14 protein-coding genes and 1 pseudogene are annotated in these 16,410 nt (G+C 70.3%); 8 read left to right on the top strand and 7 right to left on the bottom strand.

Going from position 1 to position 16,410, the window contains the following annotated elements; all coding sequences use genetic code 11:
• Window positions 1-75: 75 nt before the first annotated feature.
• From ACV7NM_RS00110 to ACV7NM_RS00135, 6 genes are read right to left on the bottom strand one after another with little or no spacing between them, the layout of a single operon-like run.
• Window positions 76-1,368 (bottom strand): MFS transporter, encoded by a 1,293-nt coding sequence (locus tag ACV7NM_RS00110; protein WP_463408256.1) that lies wholly within the window; start codon window positions 1,366-1,368, stop codon window positions 76-78.
• Window positions 1,368-2,465: an NAD(P)-dependent oxidoreductase gene (locus ACV7NM_RS00115; protein ID WP_463408257.1), complete on the bottom strand. Its 1,098-nt coding sequence runs from the start codon at window positions 2,463-2,465 to the stop codon at window positions 1,368-1,370. Before ACV7NM_RS00115 ends, ACV7NM_RS00110 begins: the two co-directional genes overlap by 1 nt.
• Window positions 2,462-3,802: an ATP-grasp domain-containing protein gene (locus tag ACV7NM_RS00120; protein WP_463408258.1), complete on the bottom strand. Its 1,341-nt coding sequence runs from the start codon at window positions 3,800-3,802 to the stop codon at window positions 2,462-2,464. Before ACV7NM_RS00120 ends, ACV7NM_RS00115 begins: the two co-directional genes overlap by 4 nt.
• Before the next feature lie 6 nt (window positions 3,803-3,808).
• Window positions 3,809-5,266 carry a flavin monoamine oxidase family protein gene (locus ACV7NM_RS00125; protein ID WP_463408259.1) on the bottom strand — a complete coding sequence of 486 codons (1,458 nt, stop codon included), beginning with the start codon at window positions 5,264-5,266 and terminating at the stop codon, window positions 3,809-3,811.
• The gene (locus ACV7NM_RS00130) at window positions 5,263-6,684 is read right to left on the bottom strand and encodes an AMP-binding protein (protein ID WP_463408260.1); all 1,422 of its coding nucleotides are present in this window, start codon (window positions 6,682-6,684) and stop codon (window positions 5,263-5,265) included. The genes ACV7NM_RS00125 and ACV7NM_RS00130 overlap by 4 nt, the downstream gene beginning before the upstream one ends.
• The gene (locus ACV7NM_RS00135; RefSeq protein ID WP_463408261.1) at window positions 6,681-7,862 is read right to left on the bottom strand and encodes an ATP-grasp domain-containing protein; all 1,182 of its coding nucleotides are present in this window, start codon (window positions 7,860-7,862) and stop codon (window positions 6,681-6,683) included. The genes ACV7NM_RS00130 and ACV7NM_RS00135 overlap by 4 nt, the downstream gene beginning before the upstream one ends.
• Before the next feature lie 94 nt (window positions 7,863-7,956).
• Here ACV7NM_RS00135 and ACV7NM_RS00140 point away from each other — a divergent pair.
• Window positions 7,957-8,936, top strand: a pseudogene (locus tag ACV7NM_RS00140) (IS5 family transposase).
• A 61-nt stretch (window positions 8,937-8,997) separates the two neighbouring features.
• On the opposite strand, the gene ACV7NM_RS00145 reads toward ACV7NM_RS00140, so the two are convergent.
• Window positions 8,998-9,948: a condensation domain-containing protein gene (locus ACV7NM_RS00145; protein WP_463408262.1), complete on the bottom strand. Its 951-nt coding sequence runs from the start codon at window positions 9,946-9,948 to the stop codon at window positions 8,998-9,000.
• 243 nt (window positions 9,949-10,191) lie between these two features.
• Between ACV7NM_RS00145 and ACV7NM_RS00150 the strand changes: the two genes are divergently transcribed.
• From ACV7NM_RS00150 to ACV7NM_RS00180, 7 genes are all read left to right on the top strand, one after another.
• A complete protein-coding gene (locus tag ACV7NM_RS00150; protein WP_463408263.1) occupies window positions 10,192-10,677 on the top strand; it encodes an RNA polymerase sigma factor in 486 nt (161 codons plus the stop codon).
• A gap of 157 nt (window positions 10,678-10,834) precedes the next feature.
• Window positions 10,835-11,269 carry a hypothetical protein gene (locus ACV7NM_RS00155; protein WP_463408264.1) on the top strand — a complete coding sequence of 145 codons (435 nt, stop codon included), beginning with the start codon at window positions 10,835-10,837 and terminating at the stop codon, window positions 11,267-11,269.
• Between the two features lie 328 nt (window positions 11,270-11,597).
• Window positions 11,598-12,155 carry an IclR family transcriptional regulator gene (locus ACV7NM_RS00160; protein WP_463408265.1) on the top strand — a complete coding sequence of 186 codons (558 nt, stop codon included), beginning with the start codon at window positions 11,598-11,600 and terminating at the stop codon, window positions 12,153-12,155.
• 263 nt (window positions 12,156-12,418) lie between these two features.
• On the top strand, window positions 12,419-13,624 hold the full coding sequence (locus ACV7NM_RS00165) for a COG4705 family protein (protein WP_463408266.1): 1,206 nt from the start codon (window positions 12,419-12,421) through the stop codon (window positions 13,622-13,624).
• A 354-nt stretch (window positions 13,625-13,978) separates the two neighbouring features.
• Window positions 13,979-14,692 carry an ABC transporter ATP-binding protein gene (locus tag ACV7NM_RS00170; RefSeq protein ID WP_463408267.1) on the top strand — a complete coding sequence of 238 codons (714 nt, stop codon included), beginning with the start codon at window positions 13,979-13,981 and terminating at the stop codon, window positions 14,690-14,692.
• Window positions 14,676-15,542: a COG4705 family protein gene (locus tag ACV7NM_RS00175; protein WP_463408268.1), complete on the top strand. Its 867-nt coding sequence runs from the start codon at window positions 14,676-14,678 to the stop codon at window positions 15,540-15,542. Before ACV7NM_RS00170 ends, ACV7NM_RS00175 begins: the two co-directional genes overlap by 17 nt.
• Window positions 15,543-15,779: 237 nt before the next feature.
• On the top strand, window positions 15,780-16,337 hold the full coding sequence (locus ACV7NM_RS00180; protein ID WP_463413794.1) for an AI-2E family transporter: 558 nt from the start codon (window positions 15,780-15,782) through the stop codon (window positions 16,335-16,337).
• The last annotated feature ends 73 nt before the right edge of the window (window positions 16,338-16,410 follow it).

A 16,410-nucleotide genomic window follows, 5' to 3' on the forward strand; every position in this document is an offset into this window, starting at 1 on the left:
GCTCGGTCGCCTTTGGCACTGCGCTTGAGGTACAAGGCGTAGAACGGGGGTCGGCCAGCCTCGTCGGGCGGCTGGTCAGGTCGACCGTCTCTTCGGCTCGGCCGGTGCGCCCTGGTCTGCGCGGCTCCGGTCGCGGCCGGACGGCCGGGAGCATCGCAGGGACGTGGCCCGCAGGTAGGCCAGGGCGCAGCACCACACCCCGGCCGCGCCGGCGAGCCATCCTGCCGCGCTGGCGCGGAGGGCGACGGCGAGCAGCAGGGCCGGACCGACCGCCTCCCCCACCGCGCACGCGAACGCGAAGAGCGACGAGGTCCGGCCCAGGTGGGCTGCCAGTTCCGGGGCGAAAAGCAGTTCTGTGGTGGCGGCCGAGAAGAGCACCTCAGCCAGCGACGTCAGGACGACCGCGACCCAGACGACGACGAGTGCGGGAGGGCCTGGCACCTGGGCACTCACGCCCATCACGGCCAGCCCGGCGCCCAGCGTCCCGCCCGCCACGGCCATCACAGCGTCCGGCCGGCTTCCTCGGTCGACGATGCGACCCGCCGGTACCTGGAGGAGGATCACGATGACCGCGTTGGTGGCGACCATGAGGCCTGCGGGCCAGGCATCGTGCGGATAGACGTACTGCGAGATCCACAGCGGGACGGCGTAGGTGAGGACCGGGGTGATCACCGAGAAGACGGAACTCACGCCGAGGAACCAGAGCAGGTCCGGGCGGCCCAGCAGCAGTCGAAGGGACTGCGCGTCCCCCGCGGTCCGCCGCTCGCCGGTTCCGGCGCCCCCTGGATGCGCTGGATCCGCCTGGACCGCAGCCGGAATACCGGCCTTCACCAGCACTGCGCAGGCCAGGCAGGAGGCGGCGTTGACGGCGATGCAGAGCGCAGCCCCCCGTGGTACGTCCCAGGCCAGCGCCCCGGCGGCAATGAGGCTGCCGAGCACGATCCCGATGTTGGCCGTACTCCGGAGCCTGGCGCGGTAGACCTTGGTGTCGGTGCGGGCAATGTCGCGTATGACGACGTTGCGGGCTGAGCCGCCGACCGCCGAGAAGAGCCCGTAGGCGAGCAGACAACCCGTGATGACCACTGGCGAAGACACCGCGAGCAATGCTGTGGTCGTCAGGGCGCCCACGGCTTTGGTGGACACGTACATCGTCCGGCCGCCGACCCGGTCGATCACGGAGCCGAAGGGCAGTGCGCCGAACTTGCCGCCCAGGGTGCTGACGAGGATGCAGGCGGCTGCGGTCGCCACCAGGACGCTCCGCGTCTGCACGAGGTACACGGTCAGGCCGGCGGAGTAGGCGCCGCTTCCTGTCATATTGACGAACGTGGCCCAGGCCAGGACACGCCTCGGGGTCGGGAGTTTTTGCATCAGAGCGGTCCGCCTCCCCACGGCCCGTTCTCCGTGGCAAAGCGCGTGAACTCCGCCAGGAGGCGCTGCGACGCCGTCCGCATCGCGGACCGGGTCATGCCGGCGACATGGGGCGACAGGGTGCAGTACGGGTTGTCCATGAGGACGGAGGAGAACCGCGCGCCCTCCGCCTCGAAGACGTCGACCGCGGCCCGGGCGGGTCCCCGTGCGGTGTCCCGGAGCGCCCGATCGAGAGCTTCCTCGCGCACGACGCTGGCCCGGGACGTGTTGACGAGGACGGAGCCGCGACGCATGAGGCGCAGTTCCTCCGCTCCGATGAGGCCGTCGGTCTCCGGCGACGCAGGTACGTGCACGGATACCACGTCGCAGCTGGTGAGCAGTTCGGCGAGGGACGCCACGCGGCGTCCTGGCCACTTGGCTGCCCGCTCTGCGGTGAACCGCGTGGATCCGAGGACCCACACCTCGGCACCGAACGCGCGGACGAGTGCGGCTGTGCGCCGTGCGGTGGCTCCGGAGCCGACTAATCCCACCCGTGCACCGTCGAGGCTCCCGGTCGGCAGGCCCTCGACCGCGGCGCTCCACGAGCCGGTACGCAGTTCCCGGTCGCGCCGGGCGACCTCGCGCAGGGCGTCGAGCATGAGGGAGACGGTCAGCTCGGCCACGGCTGCCGCGTTCGCCCCCGGCGTGGTCCGCACGGCCACGTCCAGGTCCTGTGCCGCCGCGTGGTCGAACGTCTCGGAGCCGGCGGCGGCGCGCCCCACGAGGACCAGGCGTCGTCGCAGGCCGTCCGCGGTCGCCCGCTCCAGTACGGAGCGGGTGAGGGGGATGCCGGCCCGGCACTTGAGGGCGTCGTGGCCGTGTCCGCCGTCCTCCAGCGCACGCGCCAGTTCCTCCTCGGCGAAGCCGTCGAAGTCCACCGTCTTCCAGTCGGCTTCGATCCGGGCCCGCAGTTCCGGATCCGTCACGCGCCGAAGGTTGACCGTCGGCGCCAGGCCGAGTCCGGCGAGGGCGGCCAGTTCCGTCAGGGCGTGCTCGCCCAGCGCCGGGTCAACGACGAGGACCCGGCCGGGCAGGCCGCGGTACGGTTCCGCGCTCACTCGCAGCTCCCCGTCGTGTCCTGGCCGACCACTTCGTTGAATGGCCGGTACCGCAGGTCGTCGCGCCCCAGTACCTCGCTCTGGAAGTCACGCATGTGTCGCGGGGACGTGTTAGGGCTCACCAGGGCACCGTTCACGAAGGCCGTCTCCACCCGGTCGAGCCGGTCCTCCAGCTCGGCGGCGGTGGGGGCGCTGACCAGAATGCCCGCCGCTGGCGCATATAGGGAGCTGGCCGGACCGGCGTAGGTCGCGCCCAGATAGGTGTGGAAGCGTACGTATTCCACACCGTCGAGCGCGGCCAGTTTCTCGGCGCGAGGCAGGTCGAGGACCACACCGGAAGGGAGCTTGGGGTGGACCGACCCGACCTCGCGGTCCTGCGTGGTGGGCGTGCCCTCCGGGCGCGCGCCCAGGCACAGGTCGACGGCCGCCTCGGCCAGGGAGACCGAGCGGGAGATCCGTACCTCCTCCTCGTTGAAGGGGCCGCCGCGGCGGGCGGCGCACTCGCTGAACACCAGTCGTCCGTCAGGAAGTCGGAAGAACTCCAGATGGAAGATGCCGCTGCGCAGGCCGAGGGCGGCGAGCGCGTCGGCGGCCAGCCGGTCGGCTTCCCGGGCCAGTCCAGGATGGGTCCGCTCGGTGCAGCGGTACACCCGCAGGGACTCTTCGGCTTCGACGGCCTCCAGGCAGGTCCGCGCGTAACGGCCGACTGAGCTGAAGCCGATGGCGCCCTCGTACACCCAGCCGTCGAGGCAGAACTCCTCGCCGGTGACGAACTGCTCGACCTGGAGTCCCTTGTGGGCCCCGACTGAGGGGTAGAAAGCCGCTACAGCCTTCCGGAAGGCCTCGGGGCCGTCAGCCCGCACCGTGGCCTCGGTCCCCACCCCGGCCACCGGCTTGAGCACCAGCGGGTAGCCCAGCTCCGCGACATCGGCGGGTGAGGGCGGGTTCCAGAAGACCAGGGACGGGGCCACGGGGACGCCCGTGTGCGCGAGCTGCTGCTTCTGTAGGGATTTGTCGCGCATGAGCACGGCTACGTCCATGCCGGGACCGGGAACCCCGGCGGCCTGGGCCAGGCCCGCCGTCATCACCACCGCGAGCTCGTAGTTGGTGTAGATCCCGTCGAAGTCACCGAGGGTCAGGCCGGCATGGGCGAGCGCGCTCACTACCGCCTCGGTGTCCGTCTGGTCGGCGACGGGAACCTGCCGCGCTTCCGAGGGGAAGGGCAGCACCCCGTTGCGGAGGGCGCCGGCGTTGCGGACCGCGACGACGTCGAGACCGCGGGCGAGGGCAGCTTCGGTGAAGTATCGGTCCGATCCGATGAGCAGTACCCGTGTCATGGTGTGCTAGTTCCTCTCGCTGGCGTTCTCGATGGTTCTCAGCAGTGCTTCTCCGGCCGACGAGAAGGCGCCGGCCATCCAGGCGGTGAGCGGGCTCAGCCAGTCCCCCGCGAACTGGATGCGGCCCAGGCCCCGGCGCAGCCGGTGGAAGGCCGGGTGGTCGTAGTCCGGCCAGTTCACCCAGGCCCCGCGAATGTGCGGCACCCGCCCCCAGGACACGGAGTGAACCGCGACCGGGTGTACGGCGGCCCGAACCCCGGGGTGGAGGGCCACGATCCGCTTGACGATCAGGCGGTGCCGGGCCTGCTCGTGCATAGCGTCGAGGTCACGGGCGCTGTCTTTGAGGCAGTACGCGGTCAGTGTGCCGCCCGGTTCGTGCCAGGAGGCGTTGGGGTACCAAAGACGGTCGACCGGCGCCGCCGGGTACGAGGTGCCGCCGTAGATGCCCAGCTCCCTTTCCCACCAGCGGTCGGCGTAGGTGACGAACGCCTTCAGAGCGGCCCTGGGCTCGGGGACGTGCAGGGCGGCGCGGACGTCGGGCGGGAAGTCGGCCGCGACGTCGGCGAGTAGGTGCGGCGGCAGGGCGAGGACGACGTGGTCGTACGTCGCGTACCGGATCCCCCGCGCGGTGGCGAGGCCGAGCCCCACCCCTTCCGTCCCGGTGGCAACCGAGACGAGGCGGTGTCCCGTGTGAAGCGCTCCGGGAGGAAGACCGTCGGTCAGTTTCGCGACGAGGGCGTCGGAGCCGCCGACGATGCGGAAGAGCGTCGTCGATTTCAGCGCCGACAGGTCGGCCAGGAGGGCACGGGCCGGTCCGCCGTCAACGAGGTCGGGGATCTCCCACGGTTCGCCAGGGTCGGCCGGTGGCGCCACCGGATCGCCGACGTCGCTCAGCGCGGCCAGGGCGCGACGGGTGCGATGAGGCGCCCGGTCTCCAGGGCCGTCCCCCAGAACGTGCGCGAACGCGTTAGCGACGTCGGTGCGGACTGTCAGCCGGCGTACGTCCTGCCACCAGTCCCGCTGGCGCAGCACCCCGGGATCGCGCCCCGCTCCCACTTGTACCAGCGCGTCGTCGTTGCGGGTGACGAGCGGAGCGACCGGTATGCCGAGCAGGCGGAGGTACTCCATGGTCACCATGTGGGGGTGGACGCGGGTGGCTCCGGCCTCCACGTGCTGGCCGTGGGGCAGCGTGGCGGTCCGTGCGGGGTCGTCAGGCAGCGGGTCCCCGTTCCGCAGGGTGAGCACGCGCCCACCGAACCGGCCGGCCGCTTCGAAGACGTCCACGTGGACGCCCATGCCGGACAAGATGAAGGCCGTGGTGAGACCGGCGATGCCGCCACCGGCAACGCCGATCCGCTTGCCGCGCAGATGTCGGGCACCGGGGAGGCCAGCCACGTCGGCGGGTAGGATCCAGTCGGTGCGGGGGGCAGAGTCGAGGCGTCCCAGGGCACGCTGCACGCTCATCGGTCCGCCTCCGCCGCCCGCGGCGCCGGGCCGGCGAACGCGTCGTGGAGGGCCTGCCGGTCGACCTTGCCGGCGGTGGTGAGCGCGAACGCATCGACCTGGCGCAGGCGTCCGGGTACGGCGTACGCGGGCAGGAGTCCGCGCAGGTGTTCCCGCAGCCGGCGGACGGAAATCGTCTCGTCGGCCACGTAGGCGGCGGCCAGGCCTGCGCCGGTTTCCACGGAGGCCGGCAGGACGAACGCGGCGCACTGCCGAATCCCGGGGTGGGTCTCGAGGGCAGCTTCGATCTCGGCCAGCTCGAGGCGGTGGCCGTTGACCTTCATCTGGTGGTCGATCCGGCCGGCGACGTGGACCCGACCGTCCGGCGCCACCCACCCGAGGTCTCCGGTGCGGTACGCCCGCCCGTGGCCGTGCAGCTCGGTGAACCGGCCTTCGTCGTCCTCGGGGCGCAGGTAGCCGGCGGCCAGACCGCGCCCGGTCAGGATGATCTCGGATGGCTGGCGGGGGTCGCCTCCCGGGGCGATGACCCGGGTGCCGCCGAAGGGCGTGCCTACCGAGTCGAGGTCGTGGGGGCCCAGCGTGTGGAAAGTGCACCAGATGGTGGCCTCGGTCGGCCCGTAGAAGTTGCGCACGGACCGGAACCGCCGTACCAGCCGGGCGGCGAGCGGAGCATCGAGCGCCTCGCCTCCGCACCACACTTCCAGGTCCTGCGGCAATGGGGTGTCGAAGGCCTCCAGCAGTTTGAACAGGCTCGGTGTCCCCTGCAGGTGGGTGGCCCGGTGCCGGGTCAGGAAGGCGGTGAAGCCATGTGGATCCGCCGTCAACGGCGGCGGGCAGACCACGCGGCCACCGGCCAGCAGTGGGAGGAGAAGCTCGACCAGGGAGATGTCGAAGGAGATGGAGGTGTTGAGGACGAAACTGATCGGTCGCCCACCGACGAGGGGGAGCAGCGCGGTCAGCCGCTCTGCCATGACGTCCGCGGTCACCATGACGCCCTTGGGCCGGCCGGTGGAGCCGGAGGTGAAGATGATGTAACCCAGCTCCGGCCGGGCCGTGCCCGCCGCTGCTGCGCAGGTGGCGGTGAGGCGCGGCTCCTGGTCGGTCCCGACGTCCAGCAGGACTGCTGCCCCGGCCTCGGCTGCGACGAGCTCGACGCGCCGAACGGGCCACCGCTCGTCGAGCGGCAGGTAAACGCGGCCGGTGGCCAGGCAGGCCAGCAAGCACAGCAGGGTGCCGTAGCCGCGCTGCCCGCGTACGGCGACGACGTGCCCGGGCGCGGCCACTGCCTCGATCCGCGCGGAGAGCGTCCGGACGTCGGCTAGCAGTCCGGCGTAGGTGTGCTCGCCGTCGACGCCTGTGTAGGCCGAGTGTGTTGGGCGGGTCACGGCGGGCTCGGTGATGCGGGTCCAGAGGGTCATGGGGAGTTCCTGTGGTCGAACCGGGCTGACGAGATCACGTGGGTCTGGGAGCGGTCGACCGCAGCTCTGAGGGCTGCTGCGTCCGGTGCCCTGACAAGGAGTTCGCACAAGGCGTTCAGCGATCCGTCGCGGGGGTCGAACCTGGCGCCGGTCCGGCGCCGCCGGGCCACGGTGACGCCCGGGTGTTTGCGCAGCAGGCCGCGGTAGTCCGGTGGGGACTCGACGGCGCCCGCATCCTGCGGCGGGTGGACCATGACGTAGGCACAGTACGTGGTGAGTTCCTGCAGTCTGGGCAGGGCCCCGCTGGCGGCGTCGAGGACCACGCCGATGAGGTCGTCGTTCGAGACGGCCTTGACCATGACGTGGAGGTGACCGCCAAGTCGGGGGTTGACCTCGATCAGCTCGAAACCCCGGTGGGTGTGCACGAGTTCGATGTGGAATGCGGGCCACATGCCGCCCCACAGCCCGGCGATGTCAGCGGCCCAAGTTTCGAGGGCGGTACGTTGGTCCGGGTCGATCCGGGAGGGGACCAGGGAGCCACTTTCGCCGTAGTTGGCTGCCTGTTTGCGGCGGTCCGCGGGGAGGAAGACCGTGCCGCCGGTGCCGTGTACGACATCCACTGCGAGGTAGGGGGCGTACCAGTCGGAGTGATCCCCGAAGGGGACGTGCTCGTGGAACTCCTCCGCGTACAACGCGCCTGAGGTGAGGTCCAGTGCACGGTCCTGCGCGGCCCGACGCCAGGTTGGCAGGTCCGGCACGATCACTACGTCCTGGCTGGACACGCCTCGACGGGGCTTGACAACGAGGGTGGGGACCTCCTGGAGCGCGGAAGCTATGTCGTGCTCGGAGCTCAGCTCCCAGACGCGGGTGTGCGAGAGTCCATGCTCGTTGAGGAGTACGCGCATGTCGAACTTGTCCCGGGGCGTGGGAGCGTCGGAGACCCGCAGCCGTATGGTCGCGGCCAGGCAGTCGTATGCGTGATGCTCATCGAAGGTCAGGATCGTGTCGAGTCCGTGGGCCCGTCCGGTGGCGACCAGGTCGTCGCCCGCCCCGTACCGGCGGGCCCCGACCGCATCGGCCAAGGCAGTGACCTCGGGTGCGGAGCGGGCGACGTCGTCGGGCACGAGGACGGGCAGCTGTCGGTCGCGGGCCTGCGCGAAGAGGTCGGCGTACGGCACCGACGGTCCGGCGCCGACTAGGGCCTGTGTGATGTCGTGATCAGTTTCTGGGTTCTGTCCTCGTCGCGAGGTGGAATCCGGTACGACTGTGGTTGTGACACGCAGGCAACTCACCAATGCCCAGTGGAAGTTCATCGAGCCGTATCTGCCGATCGGTAGGTACGGCCCGTATCCGGAGCGGTTGCGGGAGCAGTTCGAGGGTGTGATCTGGCGGTTCCGCTCCAGTGCTCAGTGGCGGGAGATGCCTGCCGAGTTCGGCCCGTGGGCCACGGTCTACGGACGCTTCCGCGTCTGGCGGGACGCCGGTGTCTTCACCGCCCTCTTGGAAGGCCTGATCGCCGAGGCAGCCCGCGTGGGAAGAACGGACTTGTCGCTGGTCAGCGTGGATTCCACAACGGTCCGTGCCCACCACGACGCCGCGGGGATGCGTGTCAGCAAGCACCTCATGGAGGCCCTGGAAGAAGCCGCACAGGAACAGGAAGCGGCCCGGCAAAAGGGGGCGGACCGGAGGAACAGAACGGACAGGCCGAGCGTCGCCGCATCCGCCGCAGACGCAAGCTCCGCCTGAAGGAAGCCCTCCTCGGCAGGTCCCGGGGCGGCCTGACCAGCAAGATTCACCTCGCTGCGGACCGCAGGTGCCGTCCGCTTTCAATGGTGCTGACCGCCGGGCAGGCCGGGGACAGCCCGCAGTTCATCCCCGTGCTCGCGAGGGTGAGAGTCCGCCTGCCCGTCGGCCGTCCCCGCACCAAGCCCGGCGCGGTCGCCGCAGACAAGGCCTACTCATCCCGCGGCAACCGCGCCTACCTGCGCAAACGCGGAATCAAGGCCGTCATCCCGGAGAAGAAGGACCAGGCCGCCAACCGGAAGAAGAAGGGCGCACGAGGCGGCAGACCCGTCAGCCACGACACCGACCTCTACAAGGAACGCAACACCGTCGAGCGCCTGATCAACAAGCTGAAGGCCTGGCGAGGGATCGCCACCCGCTACGACAAGTCACCCGAAAGCTACCTCGCCGGCCTCCACCTCCGCGCCGCAATGATCTGGATCGACGACCTGGTGAAGACCACCGAATGATCGCGACATCACACAGGCCCTAGCAGGCCGACCCGGGGGGCGGGGGGCGCGGACTCGGCCATCACGCCACCCCGGCGCGCAGGCTCGCGATGATGCGTGCGGCCACGGGCGATTCGGGGCGGTACTTCATCGCAAGGCGGAGCTCTCCGTCGACGCGATCGGCCACGCAGCGCAGGTGGTACGGAGTGGTGGCTCGGGGCGAGGACTGCGGGCCGAAGTCGACCTCGACGGGCAGGCAGTCGCGGACGGGTGCGTACAGGGTGCCGCGCAGCGAACCGCGGTAGTTGAGGTAGAGCGCCGCCGGCTCGGCGAGCAGGGCGTGGAGACTAGCGGTGCCGGTCACGAAGGCCTCATTGTCGTGTTCGAAAGCGTCCAGTGTGCTCAGGGCGTCGGGGACGGTCCAGGCCCGGTCGGCAGGCAGCTCCACCCTCCTGAGCTGAGCGAACCAGCCGACGGTGGTGGCCAGTGGCGGCCAGCCGCCAAGCGTGTCGCGCCCGTGGCGGGTGACGTCGACGCGCCGGGCGCGCGGGTCGGGCTCATCCCGGACGGCGCGGCCCATGGCCGCGAGGACGGCGGGGGCAATCTCCCGGGAGGTGAGGTTGCCGGTCGGCAGGTGAAGGGTGGTGTGCCGTAGCTCGCTCGTGGGGAAGGCGGCCTCCTGGCCCCCGGCCGGGGTGGCCGGGCGGCCATCCTGCCGCTCGGCGAGGCGGGTCAGCCAGGGCACGTAGTTGTCCTCGGCCGGTACGATGTCGGCCGGGTCGTGCAGGACGGCGACAATGTCGTGCTGGAGGACGTCCGCGCTGTGGCCATCTGCGCAGAGGTGATGGAAGAGCAAGGTGAGGGCCACCGGTCGCTCCCCGTCCTGCCAGAGCAGGGCCACAGAGACCGCTCCGCGGGCGATGTCGAAGCGGGATCCCCATGCGCGAACCGCTTCCTCGACGGGGTCGAGGTCCTCCGGCCCCTTCACCGCTACGTCGACGAGCGGGATTGAGCGTTGGTCGGTGGGCAGCACCCGCTGGGACCACCGGCCTTCGGTGCTGGTGGGTCTCGGCGCTGTCGTGGCGCGTGCCCACGGGGTGCAGCGGGCCGCCCGGCTGCCGGCCGGTGGCCGCGGGCGACCGGGCACGCGTCGAACACGCGGTGCGGACCCTGGCCCTCATCCACCCACCCGCCCGCTGGTGTAACTCTGCTGTGCTTCCCGCTGGGCAGCCCCGACGGCGGTCTGCGACCTCACCGCGCTCGCGCGGAGACGCGGTTGGCGGTGGTGGAAGCGGGCACGGCGGATCCGGGCGAGGAAGGAAGTCGCGGCAGCGGGTGGGCCGACTCCGAGCAGGCCCAGCAGCTGACCAGGGAGACGCTGCGGTTCCTGGAGAACGAGCCGGCGGTGCTGCGGGGGAAAACGGACGGGAAGCTGTCGTGGGCGGCGTGCGAGGACGTCGTCCTTCAGGCGGTGTTGAACGTGCTCAGGCGGGCGGCCGAAGGGCTGCTGGGTGATGCGGTGAACCTGACGGCCTACCTGCGGAAGTCGGCGTGGAACCTGGCTCTGAACCAGCTGAACGCGCAGACGCGGGAGGAACTGGCCGGAGCCAGCGTGGAGCCGTCCGTGACGTGGTCGGCACCGCCTGCGGAGCAGGTGGCGGTCGGGGATCTCGAACCGATGCGGGACCTGCTGATGCGGACGATCGACGCGATGCCGTCGTCGGTGCTCGGCAGGTGGTGCGGCTACAGATCCAGGGCCTGAGCGACGTCGAGATCGCGGCCGCGCTCGGCATACGCAACGACCGGCTCTCCCGGGAGCGGCACAAAGCGGTGGTGGAGCTGCGGCATGCTCTGCAGGCCTTCATCCGGGCTGCGCACCGGAAATCATCAGGACGCAGGAAGAGGGACAGGTGACGGTGGTGAGCCGTTTGAACGACGACAACCGCGGCCTTCCGGCGTCGGCCTGGCTGGTGGAGTTGCTGGCGAGGCTGAGCGAGCGGGAGGATTACTGGGACCGGCCCGAAGGGGACTTCGGGCCGCTGAGCGGCCAGTACGGGCTGGACCGCGACGGGTGGGAGCGGGCGAACTCGCTCTACCTAGTCGGCTCGAAGGCCCTGGGCCGCGGTGAGCTGATCGTGGCGGCGGACTGGCTCGGGGAGGCTGCTGCCGCCGGGCACCCGGGGGCGATGTTCCGCATGGCCGCGCTGGCACTACGCGCCGGGGCGGACTGGGTCGATGAGGCGCGGTTCCTGGTGGCCGAGGCCGCCCGCCACGGCCACGGCGACGCCGCCCGCCTGCTTGCCGCTCTCGCCCACCGCCGCCCCTCCGAAGGGCCCGGGGAGCAAGAGCCTTAGGAGCCGGAGGACGATGTCTACTTCGACGAGGTACGTGCAGGGCTGGCGTTGCTGAACGCTTCCTGCCCGGACGCTGACGAGATCGCAGGGGGTGCGATGGGCGTCGGGCAGCCGCGGTTGCACCTCGTGCGCGCCCCGGCCGTCCCCGAGTACGGTCCCGCTCAAGGCGAGCCCTCCGCGCCGGTCGGCGGCGCGCGGCGGCCGCACTTGGCGGCCCTGCCCGAAGGCGGCGGACTACGTCTGCCGCTGCCGGATCTGCGACCCGACGCGACCGCGGCGGCGGTGCACCTGGTGCGGCAAGCGGACGCCGGCGACGGGGGGGGGGCCGGTGGAGCCGTGGTCGACGGACGCGCTGCGCCCCGCCGTCCTCAACGCCATGGCCCGCCGTCGCAACACCCTCGCCCGCGTGCCCCTGAGGTGGCAGACCACCCAGCGTGCCCGCGACCTGTTGCACGTGATCAGCACCGCCGGGGGTATCGACAGCCGCGCGCTGGCACACAAGGCGGGGCTGTCGCTGAACACGACCGTGCGAATGCTGGACTGGCTGCTGCAGCAGCGGCTCGTCGAGACCGTCGGCGGCGCGTACTTCACCGGCCCGGTACTCGACCTCGTCACCAAGCCAGACCCTGCCCGGGGGATGCTGGGGCTCGCCCTCGAACGGCTACGGGACGACCTCGGCGCCGCCGTCTACCTCAGCACCTATGCCCACGGAGAGATCGAGGTCAACGGCTGCGCACACAGCGCTCGGCTTCCCGTAGACATACATACTCACCCGGCCACTCGGCGCCTCCTTGGCGGACCGGGCAGGCGTCGGCGCGGAGCGTGGCGGCCTCAGGTTGGGCCGCGGGGCCGGTCAGCCTGGTCCTCGCCGTGGTCCTGTGGCTGAGCGCGCCGACCGCCGCGCGACACGATCGCTGGCCCGCGCCCGCCATCTGTCGACGTACTCCACTGCGTGCACCACCAGAGCGGTGACAGGCGCACCGCGGCCGTCGTGCCCGGTGAGACAGTCAGGATGCGTTCAGGTTGTCGATGGCAGAGTCGGGCCGCATGACCTACGAAACGTCTGAGAGCCATACGGCTCCAGGGGCAGGCGCCCATTCAGGAGACCAGCTGCGAGTCGGCGAGAGCGTTCGTACGCCTGCCCGGCAGATGCTGAACAAGGTTCCCGAGGTAACAGTCTGGTTCTGGATCATCAAGGTCCTGTGCACCACCGTCGGCGAGAGTTTCGCCGACTGGATCAACATGAACCTCGGTGTCGGCCTGATCAGCACCGCTTTGATCTTTACCGTAGCTCTGGCAGCCGCCCTGGCCTGGCAACTGAGCACCGAGCGCTACATCCCGTTCGTGTACTGGCTCACTGTCGTGGTGGTGAGCGTGACCGGCACCCTGTACACCGACATCCTCACCGACAGCCAGGGAGTGTCCCTTGCCCTGAGCAGCAGTGTGTTCGCCGGCGTGCTCGCCGTGGTCTTCGGCATCTGGTACGTGAGAGAGCGAACCCTGTCGGTCCACAGCATCACCACCCGGCCCCGTGAGCTCTTCTACTGGCTCGCGGTCCTGGTCACTTTTGCCCTCGGTACCGCCACCGGAGACTGGACCCTGGAGCTGACCGGCTGGACGCCGGGGGTCTCCGTGCTCCTGCCGCTCGGACTGATTGTCGCGATCATCGTTGGCCGGCGCCTCGGCGCCAACGCCGTGCTCTCCTTCTGGCTGGCCTACATCCTCACCCGCCCGCTCGGCGCCAACCTCGGCGACTGGTTCGGATCGCCCAGCGACGGCGGAGGCTTGGGCCTCGGCACCGCCCTGACGAGCGTGATCTTCCTGCTCGCCATCCTCGCCACGGTCGTGTACCTCACGCGCAGCCGGAGTGATGTCATCGAGGCTCAGGAGCCAGCCAGTACCCCCCAGGCAGTGAGCCCGGCACGTGAGCGGGGCATGCTCGCCTATTACGCCGCCGTAGCGGTCGCAGCCGCAGCGCTTCTTGTCTGGGCGAACCACCAGCCACACGCCACTGCGGGCAGCGAAGAGGACTCGCCCGCGCCGGTGACCAACAACGTCCCTCCACAGGAGGCGACATCGCCGTTCCCTCCGGCCGAGATCGCGAAATTCCGCACCATCGCTGCCGACACCCTGGCGAAGGTCAACTCGGGCGATCAGCGAGCCGCGACCAGCCGCGTTGCCGACCTGGAGACCGCTTGGGACGACGACCAGTCCACCCTTGAGCCCAAGAGCGAGAAGGCGTGGAGCTTCCTCGACGGCGAGATCGACAAGGTCCTCAAGGCAGTACGCGCCCCGCACCCGGACAAGGCCACCGAGGTCAACGCACTCAACACGCTCCTCACCTCGCTCGGCTGATCAACCGACGGGTGACGGATCGCCCCGGCGTATCCCATGCGTCGGGGCGGCCGGCCGGCGCGCGGTGCCCGCCGGGACCGCCGGCACGCATGGGGCCGGTTCTTCCTGTGGCGAGCCGGGTGCGTGAGCTGGGGCTTTACCATCGTCTCACCGTGAGCGGGCCGGGCGCTAACCAGCCGCCGCCTAGCATCAGGGGAGACCTGCGGTTCCGCTTCGTCTCCCGAAAGGCGCCCTGATCATGCGACGTACGACCATTTCGGCTCCCGCGCCCGCCATAAAGGGCCGATCCACCCTTCCCTTCGACAGCCGGGCTGCCCGCCGGGGCGACCGGCCGGGCCGTCGAGGGGCACTGCCGTGACCACCGCCGACACCCTGCTCCTGCGATGCCAGGACGCCGCCCGCGCCTACGGCAACGGACCGACGGCTGTGGCCGCCGTGAACAGCGCGACGTGCCAGGTCCACGCCGGCGACCGGATAGCCATCACGGGCCCTTCGGGTTCGGGAAAGTCGACCCTGCTGCACCTCATGGCAGACGTCCTGCAACCCACGGCCGGAGAGATCACCTGGCCGGGACTGCCCCGGGTACCCGCACGCGGACAGGTCGGAGTCGTAGTCCATGGACCCGCCCTCGTGCCGGCGCTGAATGTGGCGGAGAACGCCGCGCTGCCCCTCGTACTCGCCGGTGTCCCCAAGGAACAGGCGCACCTCAGGGCGCTGCACTGCCTCGCAGTGGTGGCAGCCGCCGAACTCGCTCACAAAATGCCCGCCGAACTCTCCGGCGGCCAGGCCAAGCGCGTGGCCATCGCCCGAACGCTGGCCACCTACCCCCGCCTGATCCTGGCGGACGATCCCACGAGCGACCTGGACCACGCCACCGGCCGACGGGTCATCGACGTGCTCTTCGCAGCCGCGGATGAGGCCGGAGCCGCCCTCGTGGTCACCACGCGCGACCCGACCGTCGCCGAACGACTCCGCAAGCGGTGGGCGATGCATGAAGGTCGCCTTCACCTCTCGTCCCGTCCCCCGCCCCCGGCCAAGGCGGCGCCCGGCGATGCCGCCCGAAGCTGACGGCGCGAGCCCGGCCGAGTACGTGGTGCGGAAGCTGCCAGAGGTCACCCTCGCCTTCTGGATCATGAAGATAGCCGCCACCACGCTGGGCGAGACCGCCGGAGACCTGTTCGCGCAGACCCTGCGTCTGGGCTATTTCCTCACCACTATCGCCCTGTTCCTCATGTTCGTGGTGACCCTGCTGGTGCAGCTGCGCGCGAAGCACTACAACCCGTTCTTCTATTGGCCGGTCATCGTTTCCACGAGCATGGTCGGCACCACCGTGTCGGACTTCATGAACCGCGATGCCAGCTCCAAGTACCTGGCGAAGGGCACCACCGCGCTGGGCTGGGGCCCACAGGGCTTGGGGCTCGGCTATCCTGCCGGCGCGGCCATCCTCATCTCACTGCTCATCGCGATCTTCGTCGCCTGGAAGTTCACCGGCCAGACATTCGTGATCCGAGACATCGTGACCTTCCGCGGCGAGGCGCTGTTCTGGTCGGCGATCCTCGTCTCGAACACCCTGGGCACCTCGATGGGAGACTTCCTCTCCGACAGCTCCGGGCTCGGCTACGCGGGCAGTGCCTTGCTCATCACCGGCATTCTGCTCATCCTCGTCGCCCTCATCCGCGCGCCTTTCGTCTCCAACGTCGTCCTCTTCTGGATCGCTTTCGTCCTCACCCGCCCCCTGGGCGCCACCGCGGGCGACTTCCTCACCAAGCCCACCGCCAAGGGGGGCCTCGACCTGGGCACAGCTGGCTCCTCTGCGGTACTCCTGGCGATCCTCTTCGCGTTCATGGCCTACGCCCACTTCCGGGACCGGGCACGCGACCGAGAGGTGCGCGGCAGCAGCCCGCGCGCAGTGCGATAGCCGGCCCGTGACGGGCCGACTACTCGCAGGTCTCCGAACCGATCACGGTGCGGTACGTGACTGCCGATCCGGCGGAGCCTTCCTTCAGACGGGACGGGACTGACGGAAGAAGGGACACACAGAACGCTGAGCAGCACGGCTCCGGCGAGCGGGACGACCGTCGTCCTGGCCTGCTGAGACGCTGGCGGGAGACGGTCGTCGAGCGCACCGGTCCCACCCAGCGCTCCTCCTCGCGACCTGGCTCGCCTTCGGGGCCACGTTCGGTGCCACCCGCCTGATCACCCACGGCATCCGCAGCGCCGCTTCGTCGCCAGGAGCCGACGCGATCGGGTGGAAGGCGTGGCAGAGGAGATCATGAGCCGTATCGGGCGATTCATGCTCGGAAACCTGGCCACCTCCGCTATCGCGGGAATCGCGACGTTCATCTGGTGCCTGGCCACGGGCGTTCCGTACGCCGCGGCGCTGGGTGTCTTCGTAGCGTTGATGGACCTGATCCCCATTGTGGGCTCGACTTTGGCCGGCATCGTCGTCAGCCTCGTCGCCCTGTCGGTATCCCTGCCCATCGCCGCGGCAACCGCCGCCTTCTACATCGCCTTTCGTCTCGCCGAGGACTACCTCATCGTCCCCCGCGCCATGAAGTTCGCCGTCGACGTCCATCCCCTCGTCACCGTCCTTGCCGTCCTTGTCGGCGGAGCCCTCCTCGGCATCATCGGCGCCTTGGTCGCCATCCCCGCAGCCGTCGCCGTGGGGTTGATTCTCGACGAATACGTCTTTCCCAAGACGGACGCCGCCTGAGCCACCGCGGCGAAGCTCCGGGGGTGCCTGAGCCGAGTCAGGACGCTCAACCTTTCGGACGGGTTCGTCCTCG

The organism is Streptomyces sp. Tek67B01, from assembly GCF_055231995.1.

What these genes read in the sequence shown, in the direction of transcription:
- ACV7NM_RS00165 (WP_463408266.1), top strand. Translation starts at nt 12,419, where the DNA reads ATGCTGAACAAGGTTCCCGAGGTAACAGTCTGGTTCTGGATCATCAAG.
- ACV7NM_RS00175 (WP_463408268.1), top strand. Translation starts at nt 14,676, where the DNA reads ATGCCGCCCGAAGCTGACGGCGCGAGCCCGGCCGAGTACGTGGTGCGG.
- ACV7NM_RS00125 (WP_463408259.1), bottom strand. Translation starts at nt 5,266, where the DNA reads ATGAGCGTGCAGCGTGCCCTGGGACGCCTCGACTCTGCCCCCCGCACC.
- ACV7NM_RS00130 (WP_463408260.1), bottom strand. Translation starts at nt 6,684, where the DNA reads ATGACCCTCTGGACCCGCATCACCGAGCCCGCCGTGACCCGCCCAACA.
- ACV7NM_RS00120 (WP_463408258.1), bottom strand. Translation starts at nt 3,802, where the DNA reads ATGACACGGGTACTGCTCATCGGATCGGACCGATACTTCACCGAAGCT.
- ACV7NM_RS00110 (WP_463408256.1), bottom strand. Translation starts at nt 1,368, where the DNA reads ATGCAAAAACTCCCGACCCCGAGGCGTGTCCTGGCCTGGGCCACGTTC.